The organism is Agrobacterium radiobacter (genome assembly GCF_040801995.1).
In the GTDB taxonomy this organism is placed as follows: Bacteria; Pseudomonadota; Alphaproteobacteria; order Rhizobiales; family Rhizobiaceae; genus Agrobacterium; species Agrobacterium radiobacter.
Genome location: NZ_JBEGHX010000002.1, coordinates 868,471 through 881,223, shown reverse-complemented (window position 1 = coordinate 881,223; position 12,753 = coordinate 868,471). Strand labels below are relative to the sequence as shown.

The following is a 12,753-nucleotide window of genomic DNA, read 5'->3' as shown; positions in this document are numbered from 1 at the left end:
CGGTGTCTTCTGCCGGCAATATCAACCGGCAAAGCTTGTCCGAAATAGGATAGCCCTGCCGGCGGAAGAGATTAAGCCTGTTTGTTATCCAGCGCTTCCAACTCGTCGATCAGTCCTTCGATCATCGAAAGTCCCTTGTCCCAGAAGGAGGGATCGGTCGCATCGAGCCCGAAGGGTTTGAGAAGCTCCGAATGGTGCTTGGTGCCGCCCGCCTTCAGAAGCTCGAAATATTTCTCCTGAAAGCCGGTCTCGGCCTTCTGGTAGACCGCATAAAGCGAGTTCACCAGGCAATCGCCGAAGGCATAGGCATATACGTAGAAGGGCGAATGGATGAAATGGGGGATATAGGTCCACCAGGTCTCATAGTCCTCGGAAATCCGGATCGCCGGACCCAGGCTCTCGGCCTGAACGGAAAGCCACAATTCGCCGATCTGTTCGGAGGTCAGCTCTCCCTGTTTGCGGGCGGTGTGCAGCTTTCGCTCGAATTCGTAGAAAGCGATCTGGCGCACGACCGTATTGATCATATCCTCGACCTTGCGGGCGAGCATGGCCTTGCGTTCCCTGATATCCTTGGTGTCATCAAGCAGCTTGCGGAAGGTCAACATTTCCCCGAAAACGGAGGCTGTCTCGGCCAGCGTCAGCGGCGTGGCGCACATCAGGGCGCCCTGTTCGCCAGCCAGAACCTGATGAACGCCATGACCAAGCTCATGAGCAAGTGTCATCACGTCGCGCGGTTTGCCGAGATAGTTGACGAGCACATAAGGATGAGCCGAGGGTACGGTTGGATGCGCGAATGCGCCCGGCGCCTTGCCGGGACGGGCCGGCGCGTCGATCCACTCTTCATCGAAGAAACGGCGGGCAATATCGGCCATCTCGGGGGCAAAATTGCCATAGGCGGAAAGCACGGTATCCTTGGCCTCATCCCAGGGGATGATCGTGTTCGACGTATCGGGAAGCGGCGCATTGCGGTCCCAATAATTCATCTGCTCCATGCCGAGCCATTTCGCCTTCATGGCGTAATATCGGTGCGAAAGGCGCGGATAGGCCTTTTTGACCGCTGCCGCCAAGGCATCGACCACTTCCCGCTCGACGCGGTTCGCCAGATGGCGGCTATCGGCAATATCCTCGAACTTGCGCCAGCGGTCGGAAATATCCTTGTCCTTGGCAAGCGTGTTGGTGATGAGGGTGAAGACCCGCAGATTGTCCTTGAAAGTGGTGCTCAGCGCTTCCGCCGCCTTCCTGCGGGTTTCCGGCTCCGGCTCCTGCAGCATGTTTAGCGTCACTTCCAGCGGAAGGCTCGCACCGTCTATATCGAAACGCAGATCGGCCATCGTCTCATCGAACAGGCGGTTGAAGGCCGCCGCGCTGGTCATCGATTTTTCGAGGAACAGCTGCTCCAGCTGGTCGTCGAGCTGGTGCGGCTTGTCCTTGCGCAAATCCACCAGCCAGGGACGGTAATGGCCTGCCGCGGCATCATTGGCCATGCAGGCGTCCATCGTGGCGTCGTCGATGCGATTGAGTTCAAGCGTGAAAAACAGGAGATGCGCGGAAATATCCGTCAGCTTTGCCTGGGCGTCGCCGTAAAGCTTGCCGTTTGCCGGGTTCGACGTATCGGAAAAATAAGTGAGCCCGGCAAAGGAGCCGATGCGGCCGATGAGATCGTCCAGCGCTTCATATTCCTTCAGCGCGGCCCCGATGCCCTTTTCGCCCGTGGCCTTCGCGGCGGCTTCGAGCTTTCCCTTCCACTTCTCCTCGAAAGCCGCCGCCATCGATGCCGCCTTCTCGAGATCACCCTTATATTCCGGTGAATCCCCCGACGGATAGAGATCCGAGAGCTTCCAGCCGGGCAGATCGCCAAGCGCCGGGCCGGAGGTTTCGGCAAGGGAGAATACGGGTTGCGGGGTAGCGCGGTTGAGGGTCATCCAACGTGTCCTTCTGATTATGCGTGCGAAGCATATGGGGACCTTGTTTCCCGCGGCAATGGATAAAATGCAAGCAATTCTCAAAACTGGATGTTCAAGTCTCCCATGCCAGAGTGCGGAATAAGGGACCGCATGAAGCAGGTCCATAAACCGGAAACCGGAGCTAAAAATGACCGCGCATGTTCTCGTGATAGACGATGATCCCGTCCAGCGCCGCCTGCTCAAAAATGCGGTGGAACGTTATGGGCATCTCGCCTTGCTTGCCGAAAACGGCAGAGCGGGGCTGGAACTGCTCAAGCAATATAGTGGCGAGATCAATGTCATCGTCCTTGATCTGATGATGCCGGAAATGGACGGGCTTACCTTTCTGAAGGCCGTCGGCGAACTCGGCACAGACGTTCCCGTCATTGTACAGACGGGGCAGGGCGGCATCGATACCGTCGTGCAGGCCATGCGCGCCGGCGCCTTCGATTTCGTTGTGAAGCCGGTCTCGCCGGAAAGGATCGGCGCCGCCATCTCCAATGCGCTCAAGCTTGACAGGAGAGAGGCAAAAGCCCGCACGGGAAGGCGCGGACGGAGCAATGCAGTGAATTTTACCGATATCGTTTCCGCAAGCCCCGCAATGCTGAGGGTCATTGAGCTCGCGCAGCGTGCCGCCCAGTCCAGCATCCCCGTGGTGCTGGAAGGTGAATCCGGCGTGGGCAAGGAAATGGTCGCCCGGGCCATCCAGTCTGCCGGCGACAGGGCGAACAAGCCCTTCATAACAGTCAATTGCGGCGCCATTCCCCATAATCTGGTGGAAAGCATTCTCTTCGGCCATGAGAAGGGAGCCTTCACGGGTGCTACGGAAAAACATGTAGGCAAGTTCATGGAGGCGGATGGCGGCACGCTGTTCCTCGATGAAATTGGCGACCTGCCGCTCGACGTGCAGGTAAAGCTGCTCCGCGCGGTCCAGCAGGGCGAAATCGAAACCGTCGGCTCCGCACGGGTGCAGAAGGTGAATGTCCGGCTGATCTCCGCCACCAACAAGAACCTCATCGAGGAGGTGAAGGAAGGCCGCTTCCGCGAGGACCTTTATTATCGCCTCAACGTCTTTCCGATCACTATTCCGGCGCTGCGTCGCCGCAAGGAAGACATTCCCCATCTGGCGCGGGTTTTCGCCGAGCGCTTTTCGGCGGAGCAGAAACTGCCCAATCCCGTCGGCCTCAACGCCAGCGCGCTGGCACTGCTGACGGCCTATGACTGGCCGGGCAATATCCGCCAGCTTGAAAATGCCGTTTTCCGCGCCGTGGTGTTGTCGCAGGGCGAGGAACTGTCAGATTCCGATTTTCCGCAGATCGCGCTGCAGCTGCCGGAATTTTCGACCGGCGATGATGCGGATGATCTCATCCGTGCGCCTTCAGGGGCGTCGCTGAAGCTAGCGGCCTATTCACCGCCCCCGCCGACGGCTGCCGAAAGCCATGCCGTCATCGAGGAGCCGTCGGATATTTCCACCACCATCTATCGGGGCGGAAACCTGATCTCCAGCATGGATGAGTCGGGCAATATCCGCAAACTGGCAGAAATCGAGGAAGAACTCATCCGTTTCGCTTTGCGCTTCTATCGCGGGCAGATGAGTCAGGTCGCCAGAAAGCTCGGCATCGGCCGCTCGACGCTTTATCGCAAGCTGAAGGATTATGGCATTGATCCCGACGATCCCCTTCGAGATGCAGCCTGAAGGCAGAGACCGCGTATTCGAAGGCAGATCGCAAATTCGTTAACTTCTGAGCAAGGATATCCGCTTACCGTCTATAAACCTCTTGTTAGTGGCTGATTCACTATGTAGAGGAAGGTTGTATGTGTGTGGCAATTTTGCCATCGTGTCACCGTATTTGACGTTCATTTGAGGCAATGTGACAGAAATTGTCTTCCAGGCGGGGATCGAATTGCCATATCTGCATCGGAATAACGCGCTTTCGACCAGGATCGCGCGCGGCTTGATCAAGGATATATGCACGAAGCTGTCGGCGCGCGCTGTCACCTTTGCCTGCCTGATGCTCGCCGCAATGCCCTTCGTAGGTGTTTCGGCGACGGAAGCCGCCGCCGAGACGCGCAGCCTCAAACTGTATTATATCCATACACGCGAGAAGGCGGTCATCACCTTCAAGCGCAATGGAAAATATGACCAGAAGGGCCTGCAGGAGCTGAACCGATTCCTGCGCGACTGGCGTCGCAACCAGCCGACACGCATGGATCCGCGCCTTTTCGATCTCGTCTGGGAAGTTTATCGCCGCAGTGGCGCGACCGATTACATCAACGTCGTTTCGGCCTTCCGCTCGCCGGAGACCAACGGTCTCCTGCGGACGCGCACCAAGGGCGTCGCCGAAAAAAGCCAGCATATGCTCGGCAAGGCAATGGACTTTTATATCCCCGGCGTGAAGCTTTCCCGCCTTCGTGAAATCGGCATGCAGATGCAGATCGGCGGCGTCGGCTTCTATCCGACCTCGGGATCTCCCTTCGTGCACATGGATGTCGGTGGCGTTCGCGCCTGGCCGCGCATGAGCCGCCAGGAACTCGTCCGCATCTTCCCGAACGGCAATACGCTGCACCTTCCGTCCGACGGCAAGCCGCTTCCCGGTTATGAGCAGGCGCTCGCCGATTACAAGAAGCGCGTCAACTCCTCCTCCGTTCAGGTTGCTTCCAGCGCCGGTGGCGGCCCTGCCTCTTCCGGCGGCGGCAAGCGCAAGACCCTGTTGCAGGCCCTCTTTGGCGGTGGCGACGAGGATGAAGATCCCGATAGCATCGCAGCGCCGGAGCCCGCAGAACGCCCGGCTGTCGCTCGCCCGGCGGCTCCGCAGCAGGCAGCTCCCGAGCCTGAACCCACCATTGCAGTTGCTTCGGCACAGGCACTTCCCGGCGTGAATGATGCGCCGCTGCCGACGGCTCGTCCCGCATTCGGCAACCAGCCGCCTGCCAATACCGGCCTTGCGACGGCCCTTTATTCTCCGGCCCGCAATGCTGCGCAGGATGCTCTGCAGGCAGCGACCACGCCGACGCCGACGTCAGCTCCGGCCGAGCGCCAGCAATTTGCCGATCTCGCTGAGGTTTCCGTGCCCGTGCCCACACTTCTCGGCCCGCGTGGCATGAAGGGTGATGCGGAAGGGTCTATCCTTACGGCTTCCGCCGACGGTGCGACACCGGCTGCGACCGGCGAGCTTGCTTCCGTTCCGGTTCCCGCCAACCGTCCGGCCGTGGCAGAAGCCCTGCTCGCGGCTGCAAATGCCGATCCGGAAGGTGAAGACGATCTCGCCGAGGCGCAGCAGGATACGCTTTCGCCGACGGTGGTTGCCGCTCTTGAACAGAGCGGTCAGGCTGCCCGGTCGCAGGTCCAGTCGGCTGCCATGCCGACAGCCGCGCCATTCCCGGCTGCCGTCAACCACAAGGTTACCGTCGCACCCGCCGAAACGGCCAAGGCCGAACCGCAGGCTGGCTTCGGTGATGCTTTTGATCTGAAGCCCGCCATCAATGGCGGCCTCAGCGCCGGCATGCCGACCAAGGGTTCGCGTCCAAGCAGGCAGGATGCCGCCGTTTCCCAGCAGGCCATGGTGGGTGGTGGACGCCTCACGCAGGACCTTATTTCGGACTGGGCGCTCAACCAGAACAAGGGCACGACCGGACGCTCGGTAAAGGCACCGCGTGTTGTCGCCAACCGCATGCTCAGCAACGACATGTCGGCTTCCGCCACTTCGGCGAGCTTCAAGCCGGGTGCCGTGGCCATCGAATCCAGCCGCTTCAGCACGCCGGTGAAGATGCACTGAGCCAGTTCTATCAGATGACCAATAAAAAACCCGCCGGCGACGGCGGGTTTTTTCATGCTGTATATTGCGCGGCGTCAGACGCCGCTCTGGCCGTCCGAGCCGATATAGGCAATGCGCACCATATTGGTCGCGCCGGGGGTGCCGAGCGGCACACCTGCGGAGATGATGATGCGATCGCCCGGCTTGCCGAAGCCTTCGGAAACCACGATGCGACAAGCGCGGTTCACCATGTCGTCCAGATCGCTGGCATCACCGGTGACGACGCAGTGCAGGCCCCAGACGACCGACAGGCGGCGTGCGGTCTGGATGATCGGCGACAGCGCAATGATCGGAACCTGCGGCCGTTCGCGCGCGGCGCGCAGGCCGGTCGTGCCCGAGGACGTATAGGTGACTATTGCCGCAAGCTTCAGCGTTTCGGCGATCTGGCGGGCGGCAAGCGAAATGGCGTCGGCACCTGTCGGTTCCGGCTGGGCGCGCTGCGCATAGATGATATTGGAATAATAGGGGTCCTGTTCCACCGTGCTGGCGATGGAGGCCATGGTGGAAACCGCTTCGACCGGGTAGTCGCCGGAGGCGGATTCAGCCGAAAGCATGATGGCATCTGCGCCTTCGAAGACGGCGGTGGCGACGTCGGACACTTCGGCGCGGGTCGGTACAGGTGCAGTGATCATCGATTCCAGCATCTGCGTGGCGACCACGACCGGCTTGCCCGCACGGCGGCAGGCGCGGGTCAGCTGCTTCTGGATGCCGGGAACGGCTTCCAGCGGCATTTCGACACCCAGATCGCCACGGGCAACCATCAATGCATCGGAAAGCTCGATGATTTCTTCGATACGCTCGACAGCCTGGGGCTTTTCGATCTTGGACATCAGGCCGACGCGGCCACGTGCGATCTTACGCACTTCGGCCAGGTCTTCCGGACGCTGGACGAAGGAAAGCGCCACCCAGTCGACTTCACCGGTTTCGAGGACTGCATCAAGGTCGACGCGGTCCTTGTCGGTCAGAACGCCGACGCCGAGCAGCGTATCCGGCAGGCTGATGCCCTTGCGGTCGGAAATGCGGGTGCCGGAAATGACTGTCGTGACGATGCTCTTGCCGTCGCTCTTTTCAGCGCGCAGATGGAGCTTGCCGTCATCGATCAGCAGGCGGTGGCCGGGCTTGACCGCTTCAAGAATTTCAGGGTGCGGCAGGAAAACACGGGTGTTGTCGCCGGGGGTGTCGTTGTTATCAAGCGTGAAGGTCTGGCCCGGAACCAGATCGACCTTCGTCTCGGCGAATTTTCCGACGCGCAGCTTGGGACCCTGCAGGTCGGCCAGAATGCCGATGGGACGACCGGTACGGCTCTCGACGGAGCGGATGCGCTGAATGAGCGTCCGCATCACGTCGTGGCTCGCATGGCTCATGTTGATCCGGAAAAGATCAGCGCCAGCAAGATGCAGCTTCTCGATCATGGCCTCTTCGGAAGAGGCCGGGCCGAGAGTTGCAAGAATTTTGACTTTGCGGTTACGCTTCATCAGTTTTGATTTCCCTGTGTGCCTGGCGTATCGGAAAGCTGGACCATCCAGCTGCCCTGTCTGCCCGTGTCATATTCCTTGAAACCCATTCTCTGGAAGCTGCGGGCAAAACAATCGTCCACGCCGTTGATCTTGAACTCGTTCTCCGCCACGCACATGTTGACGTCACCGGTCCAGCGGCCGCCATGAGCGGCATCTTCGGCATAGAGATAATAATAACGTGACTGCAGCTCGCCCTCGATCAGCGTCGCGCAGGTCGAAGAGGGGACCTGCCACCAGCCTTCGCTGACCCAGCCCTCCTGTGCCCGGTAGCCGATTGCGACCCCCACGAGGTTCTGCGTGCTGTTGCACACGCGAAAATCCGCATGCGCGGGTGCCGCGATCATGAACGGGGTCAAAAACAATGCCGCTGCGGAAAAAAGACGGGCGATATGCCTGAAGTGGCGAGGAAGAGCGAGAGATGACTGAGTCACGGCTTCCATCCGGATTCCATGGTTATAATGAACACACTTCTTGGCGTGGCCGCCCAAGAAAGTCAACGCGAGTTTAATCGATTATATTGTTCGTGGGATCATGAGTGCGATAAGGTAGATGGCTGTTCTTTCGCCGTAACTTGCGCCCGGCCTCAAGCCATGCCATCAAGCTTCTCTCCTCAATCCTGCCCCAGAAAATCATCGATGAACGACTTCATACCCTATGAAATCATAGAAGGCGAATATGACAAAGGCATGGTTCTTCTGGCGGACCATGCCATGAACCTCCTGCCGGCACACTACGGCAAACTTGGCCTTCCGCAAACCGCTTTTCATCGCCATATCGCATTTGATATCGGTATAGAGGGGCTGACGCGCTCGCTTGCCGCGCGCCTGGGCGTACCGGCGGTGCTCGGGCGGTTTTCGCGGCTCCTGATCGATCCGAATCGCGGCGAGGATGATCCCACTCTCATCATGAAGATCTCGGACGGGGCGATCATCCCCGGTAACCATCCGATTTCGGACGAGGAATGGCAAAGGCGAATCGAGATTTTTCACCGGCCCTATCACAATGCCGTGGACCGTGTGCTGACCGGCGTGGCCGAGGCCTCGGAAGAAGCGCCGCTCGTCCTGTCGCTGCATTCCTACACGCCGTTCTGGAAGGAAACGCCGCGGCCATGGCATGCGGCGGTTCTGTGGGACACGGATCATCGCGCGGTCGATCCGCTTCTGGCGCATCTGCGTGCCACCGGCGATATCCTTGTGGGTGACAACGAACCCTATGACGGGGCGCTGAAGGGCGACACCATGTATCGTCATTGCATGATGAAGGGCCTGCCGCATGCGCTTCTCGAGGTTCGGCAGGACCTGATCGCGGATGAGAAGGGGATCGCCGAATGGTCGGATCGGCTCGCTCCCATTTTCGCCGCAATGAATGACGATCCCGTTTTGCATGAATATCAGATGTTCTCCTCCCGCACCGGTCCCTATTGAGCCTGGAGTTTTGCCATGACGAAAGAGAACGACAACAGGCAGATCGAGTTTGAAGCGGCCGCCTTCCGCCGCCTCGTCAGGCACCTTCGTGAACGTCACGACGTGCAGAATATCGACCTGATGAATCTCGCGGGCTTTTGCCGCAACTGCCTTTCCAACTGGTATCGGGAAGCGGCCGAAGAGGCTGGCGTTCCGCTCAGCAAGGATGAATCCCGCGAAATCGTCTACGGCATGCCATATGAGGATTGGAAAGAGAAATATCAGGCGGAGGCGAGTGATACCCAGAAAGCCGCCTTTGAACAGAACCGGCCGAGGGAATAACCTCTGATCGACGGAAACGACTTGACGGGACGCCTTTCAGTGGGCAGTTCACAGGCCTGAATTTTGCTGCCCGCTGGCAGCGGCCGGCGAAGGCTTCGTCCGGAATGATGAACAAGGCTCCCATGCGGGCCGCCAATAAAGGATGATATGATGGACGATACCAGCACCACCGAAACCGTCGCCGCCGCAGAACTGCGTCAGTTCATCGAGCGCGTTGAGCGCCTCGAAGAGGAAAAGGCCGCCATTCAGGGCGATATCAAGGATGTCATGGGCGAGGCCAAGGGTCGTGGTTACGACACCAAGGCGATCCGCACCATCATCCGTCTGCGCAAGAAGGATGCCAATGAGCGCATCGAAGAAGAAACGATTCTCCAGACCTATATGGCCGCGCTCGGTATGGAATGATCGGTTGAGAACGTCTCAATGAAAAATCGCCGCTTCTGCGGCGATTTTTGTTTGGGCCTCTGCCCAATTCAGCCGCGCGTGCCGGCGAGCTTTTCCGAAAGGTCGGCAGCTTCCTTGCGGGCGTCCTTGTCCGCAGGATAAAGCGCCAGATAACGCTCCCAGGCCTTCAGCGCCAACTCGTCGCGGCCCGAGGCTTCGAGGATGTTCGCAAGGCTTGCGAGTGCCGGGAAATAGCGCGGCTCCCTTTCCAGCGTCAGATTGATATCCGCCATCGCCTTGCGGGTATCACCATCGGCGAAATGGACCATGGCGCGGCGATACGGCGCCTGCACATAGTCAGGATCGAGCAAAACAATCTGGTCGAGAAAATCGTAAGCGGCGGCGTTGCGCTTTTCGTCGGCGGCTTCGCCCGCCCATTGCATCAGGAGATTGATTGTCGCGCTGCCGGAATCATTCCATTCGGAGGCGATCTGGTTGGCAATGCTACGTGCCTTGACCGCATTCCGTTCTTTTTTCAGCGATGCAAAAAGAGTGTCAATGGTTTTGGCGGGTGAAGGCGCGGATTCCGCAACAGCAGGTGCCTGCCCGTCCGCCGCATGGGCAATCGCAGCCATTCCCGGAAACGGGAGGCTTGAAAACAGGAAGCCCTGAGCGAGAATGATAGCCGTGCAAAAACGATTTGGGCGCATGGGTTAAAGCTTAACCCGGCTGCGCCCAATATCAAATGCAAACTTCTGCACTGTCAACAAAGTGATCCGCGAAATCATCGCGAACCGCAGTCAATCAGCCCTGACGAGCCTTGAAGCGCGGGTTCTGCTTGTTGATGATGTAGACGCGGCCCTTGCGGCGAACCAGGCGGTTATCGCGATGACGGGCCTTAAGCGCTTTAAGCGAATTCTTGATCTTCATTTTACTGGTCCGCAGTTTTGCACGGATTTTGCCGTGCTATTCAAACAATCAAAAGCGCGCAACGGGGCGCGCTCTTTTCGGTTGGCAGGCAGATACCCGTTTGAGCCCTGCCTGTCAACACTTGGCCGTGCCTTTGCCTTAAAAGACTAGGCTTTTCCTGTGTGCAGAAGCTCGGTCACATGGCCCATCTTGCGGCCCGGCCGTGCTTCCGTCTTGCCGTAGAGATGCACGAGACAGTCTTTTTTCGACAGCCATGCCGGCACATCGTCGATGTCGTCGCCGATCAGGTTGGTCATGACGCAATCGGAGTGGCGCTCCGTGCTGCCGGGGGCGAGGCCCGACACGGCCCGGATATGCTGTTCAAACTGCGAGATCACGCAGGCCGCTTCCGTCCAGTGGCCGGTATTGTGAACGCGTGGCGCCATTTCATTGGCAACCAGCGAACCATCCGGCAGGACGAAGAATTCGATGCCGATGACGCCGACATATTCGAGCGCGGCCAGAAGCTTCTCTGCTGACTCCACGGCAACCGCCTTCGCGGCACCGGAGAGCGCTGCCGGAACAGTGGACGTGTGCAGAATGCCGTTCAGATGGACATTCTCGGCGGGATCATAACAGGTGACAGTACCGTCCTGGAAACGGGCGGCGATGATCGAAATCTCCCGCTCGAAGGCGACAAAGCTCTCGAGAATGAGCGGCGCGCCGCCGAGCGCTGCAAAGGCACCCGCGAGGTCTTCGCCGCCCCGGAAGAGACGCTGGCCCTTGCCGTCATAACCCATGCGACGGGTCTTCAGTACGCCCTTGCCGCCGAAAGCGGCCAGAGCAGTTTCCAGCTCTTCCTGGCTGTCCACTGCACGAAAATCGGCGGTCGGGATGCCGCAACCATTGAGGAAGCGTTTTTCAGTCAACCGGTCCTGCGAGGCGCTGAGCGCCTGCGCCGGTGGATAGACGGGAACGGAGAGGCTGAGCTTTTCGGCGGCCGCGACAGGCACGTTTTCAAATTCGTAGGTCACGACATCGCAGCGGTTTGCGAGTTCCGCAAGCGCTTTTTCGTCATCATATTCCGCGACGATCTGGTCGTTGCAGACCTGCGCAGCCGGGCAATCGGCCTGCGGTTCCAGCACGATGGTTCGGTGGTTGAGACGGGCAGCGGCCATCGCCAGCATGCGCCCGAGCTGCCCGCCGCCGATGATGCCGATGGTCAGGTTGGTCGTCTTTGCCATCACTTCGGTCGTCACTGGGCGCTGTCCATGGGATATTCGGCGACGGCTGCCGACTGGCGCGCACGCCAGGCATCAAGCCGGTCAGCGAGGTCCTCGTCGCTCAGCGCCAGAACCGCAGCGGCGAGAAGGGCCGCATTGATCGCGCCGGCCTTGCCGATGGCGAGCGTGCCGACGGGAATGCCGGCGGGCATCTGAACGATGGAATAGAGGCTGTCCTGACCGGACATGGTCTTTGACTGAACCGGAACGCCGAACACCGGAAGCGGCGTCATTGAGGCCGTCATGCCGGGCAGATGGGCAGCGCCGCCGGCGCCCGCGATAATGACCTTGAAGCCTTCGTCCTTCGCGCCATTGGCGAAGTCATAAAGCCGGTCCGGGGTGCGGTGGGCGGAAATGATGCGGGCTTCGTATTCGATGTCGAGCGCATCCAGCGTATCGGCGGCGTTCTTCATGGTCTCCCAGTCGGACTGGCTGCCCATGATGATGGCGACGGGGGGCGTTTCTGCTGTCACGTAATCTCTCCGGCTCAGGCGATGATATCGGGAATGACCTGGTCTTCGAGCTGGGTCATCTTGTCCTTGACGGCCAGCTTCTTCTTTTTCATGCGCTGTATTCTCAGCGCATCGCAGCTGGTCTGGATCATCGCGTTGATCGCCGCGTCATAATCCTCATGCTCCTGGCGCAGCCGCGCCAGCGTGAGCCTGATGTCCGCCTGGTCCTGATCGGGCATCTCGTCATCCCCATTTTATGCTAGCCGGATCGGCTCCGGCGCGTCTGTGATCGTTCACGAGCCTCTATCATCAAATCGCGGTAACGGGAAGTTATCCCTTGCGACCAAATTGCCCACTTATTGCCTTCATTTCGCCTTCGACAAGACCAACGATCCGTGTCACATTGTCGTCGCAAACCTGAAACTCCAGCGATGGAGAGCTGGAGGTAGGCTTAAAAATGGAAGGACGTGCCGCATGACCATTCAGGCTCATATTGCATCGCTCGAAAAGAAACACGGTGCTCTGGAGGAGGAGCTCGAAAGTATTCTTGCTTCCCCGTCCTCTGACGATAGAGAGATCGCCGACCTCAAACGCCGTAAACTGCGCCTGAAGGATGAACTGCAGAGGCTTAAAGCCTCCACAAGGCACTAATTGATGCCAAACCGCAGCCTTCAATGAAGGACTGACGGATTCCTTTTCGGCCCT

At 59.4% G+C, this 12,753-nt stretch carries 14 protein-coding genes; 6 read left to right on the top strand and 8 right to left on the bottom strand.

The features are described 5' to 3' along the window. Positions 1-71: 71 nt before the first annotated feature. Positions 72-1,922, bottom strand: coding sequence for a M3 family oligoendopeptidase (locus tag MRBLRC7O_RS17975; protein ID WP_060723137.1), 1,851 nt, complete (start codon positions 1,920-1,922; stop codon positions 72-74). A 169-nt stretch (positions 1,923-2,091) separates the two neighbouring features. Between MRBLRC7O_RS17975 and MRBLRC7O_RS17970 the strand changes: the two genes are divergently transcribed. Then, complete coding sequence (locus MRBLRC7O_RS17970) at positions 2,092-3,639, top strand: sigma-54-dependent transcriptional regulator (protein WP_060723138.1); 1,548 nt, start codon at positions 2,092-2,094, stop codon at positions 3,637-3,639. Positions 3,640-3,814: 175 nt separating this feature from the next. Continuing rightward, on the top strand, positions 3,815-5,719 hold the full coding sequence (locus tag MRBLRC7O_RS17965; protein ID WP_162706177.1) for a peptidoglycan L,D-endopeptidase MepK: 1,905 nt from the start codon (positions 3,815-3,817) through the stop codon (positions 5,717-5,719). Between the two features lie 74 nt (positions 5,720-5,793). Here MRBLRC7O_RS17965 and pyk read toward each other — a convergent pair whose 3' ends face one another. Both pyk and MRBLRC7O_RS17955 read right to left on the bottom strand, forming a co-directional pair. Then, entirely contained in the window at positions 5,794-7,233 is a 1,440-nt protein-coding gene (pyk, locus tag MRBLRC7O_RS17960) for a pyruvate kinase (protein ID WP_003506145.1), read from the bottom strand. Beyond that, the gene (locus MRBLRC7O_RS17955; protein WP_020012242.1) at positions 7,233-7,619 is read right to left on the bottom strand and encodes a DUF1036 domain-containing protein; all 387 of its coding nucleotides are present in this window, start codon (positions 7,617-7,619) and stop codon (positions 7,233-7,235) included. Before MRBLRC7O_RS17955 ends, pyk begins: the two co-directional genes overlap by 1 nt. 291 nt (positions 7,620-7,910) lie before the next feature. On the opposite strand from MRBLRC7O_RS17955, the gene MRBLRC7O_RS17950 reads away from it, so the two are divergent. The 3 genes from MRBLRC7O_RS17950 (at position 7,911) to MRBLRC7O_RS17940 (ending at position 9,425) form a co-directional block, all read left to right on the top strand. Then, positions 7,911-8,699, top strand: a complete 789-nt coding sequence (locus MRBLRC7O_RS17950; protein WP_031234257.1) for an N-formylglutamate amidohydrolase — start codon at positions 7,911-7,913, stop codon at positions 8,697-8,699. Between the two features lie 15 nt (positions 8,700-8,714). Then, positions 8,715-9,020, top strand: a complete 306-nt coding sequence (locus tag MRBLRC7O_RS17945) for a DUF1244 domain-containing protein (protein WP_003506151.1) — start codon at positions 8,715-8,717, stop codon at positions 9,018-9,020. Between the two features lie 147 nt (positions 9,021-9,167). Beyond that, positions 9,168-9,425: a DUF2312 domain-containing protein gene (locus MRBLRC7O_RS17940; protein ID WP_020812069.1), complete on the top strand. Its 258-nt coding sequence runs from the start codon at positions 9,168-9,170 to the stop codon at positions 9,423-9,425. A gap of 68 nt (positions 9,426-9,493) precedes the next feature. On the opposite strand, the gene MRBLRC7O_RS17935 is transcribed toward MRBLRC7O_RS17940, so the two are convergent. From MRBLRC7O_RS17935 to MRBLRC7O_RS17915, 5 genes are all read right to left on the bottom strand, one after another. Then, on the bottom strand, positions 9,494-10,114 hold the full coding sequence (locus MRBLRC7O_RS17935; protein WP_060723140.1) for a tetratricopeptide repeat protein: 621 nt from the start codon (positions 10,112-10,114) through the stop codon (positions 9,494-9,496). 94 nt (positions 10,115-10,208) lie between these two features. Beyond that, positions 10,209-10,334 (bottom strand): type B 50S ribosomal protein L36, encoded by a 126-nt coding sequence (gene ykgO / locus MRBLRC7O_RS17930; protein ID WP_003497670.1) that lies wholly within the window; start codon positions 10,332-10,334, stop codon positions 10,209-10,211. Between the two features lie 146 nt (positions 10,335-10,480). Beyond that, a complete protein-coding gene (locus tag MRBLRC7O_RS17925; protein WP_065695127.1) occupies positions 10,481-11,557 on the bottom strand; it encodes a 5-(carboxyamino)imidazole ribonucleotide synthase in 1,077 nt (358 codons plus the stop codon). An 11-nt stretch (positions 11,558-11,568) separates the two neighbouring features. Beyond that, positions 11,569-12,036, bottom strand: coding sequence for a 5-(carboxyamino)imidazole ribonucleotide mutase (gene purE / locus MRBLRC7O_RS17920; RefSeq protein ID WP_035212960.1), 468 nt, complete (start codon positions 12,034-12,036; stop codon positions 11,569-11,571). Between the two features lie 47 nt (positions 12,037-12,083). Continuing rightward, positions 12,084-12,287, bottom strand: coding sequence for a YdcH family protein (locus MRBLRC7O_RS17915; protein WP_003497661.1), 204 nt, complete (start codon positions 12,285-12,287; stop codon positions 12,084-12,086). A 235-nt stretch (positions 12,288-12,522) separates the two neighbouring features. On the opposite strand from MRBLRC7O_RS17915, the gene MRBLRC7O_RS17910 reads away from it, so the two are divergent. After that, complete coding sequence (locus MRBLRC7O_RS17910) at positions 12,523-12,699, top strand: YdcH family protein (protein WP_003506164.1); 177 nt, start codon at positions 12,523-12,525, stop codon at positions 12,697-12,699. Positions 12,700-12,753 lie beyond the last annotated feature (54 nt).

Bases quoted from the DNA above. Each gene is read 5' to 3' on its own strand.
- MRBLRC7O_RS17925 (WP_065695127.1), bottom strand. From the start codon at position 11,557: ATGGCAAAGACGACCAACCTGACCATCGGCATCATCGGCGGCGGGCAG.
- MRBLRC7O_RS17970 (WP_060723138.1), top strand. From the start codon at position 2,092: ATGACCGCGCATGTTCTCGTGATAGACGATGATCCCGTCCAGCGCCGC.
- MRBLRC7O_RS17945 (WP_003506151.1), top strand. From the start codon at position 8,715: ATGACGAAAGAGAACGACAACAGGCAGATCGAGTTTGAAGCGGCCGCC.
- MRBLRC7O_RS17940 (WP_020812069.1), top strand. From the start codon at position 9,168: ATGATGGACGATACCAGCACCACCGAAACCGTCGCCGCCGCAGAACTG.
- pyk (WP_003506145.1), bottom strand. From the start codon at position 7,233: ATGAAGCGTAACCGCAAAGTCAAAATTCTTGCAACTCTCGGCCCGGCC.
- MRBLRC7O_RS17910 (WP_003506164.1), top strand. From the start codon at position 12,523: ATGACCATTCAGGCTCATATTGCATCGCTCGAAAAGAAACACGGTGCT.
- purE (WP_035212960.1), bottom strand. From the start codon at position 12,036: ATGGGCAGCCAGTCCGACTGGGAGACCATGAAGAACGCCGCCGATACG.
- ykgO (WP_003497670.1), bottom strand. From the start codon at position 10,334: ATGAAGATCAAGAATTCGCTTAAAGCGCTTAAGGCCCGTCATCGCGAT.
- MRBLRC7O_RS17955 (WP_020012242.1), bottom strand. From the start codon at position 7,619: ATGATCGCGGCACCCGCGCATGCGGATTTTCGCGTGTGCAACAGCACG.
- MRBLRC7O_RS17950 (WP_031234257.1), top strand. From the start codon at position 7,911: ATGAACGACTTCATACCCTATGAAATCATAGAAGGCGAATATGACAAA.
- MRBLRC7O_RS17935 (WP_060723140.1), bottom strand. From the start codon at position 10,114: ATGCGCCCAAATCGTTTTTGCACGGCTATCATTCTCGCTCAGGGCTTC.
- MRBLRC7O_RS17915 (WP_003497661.1), bottom strand. From the start codon at position 12,287: ATGCCCGATCAGGACCAGGCGGACATCAGGCTCACGCTGGCGCGGCTG.
- MRBLRC7O_RS17975 (WP_060723137.1), bottom strand. From the start codon at position 1,922: ATGACCCTCAACCGCGCTACCCCGCAACCCGTATTCTCCCTTGCCGAA.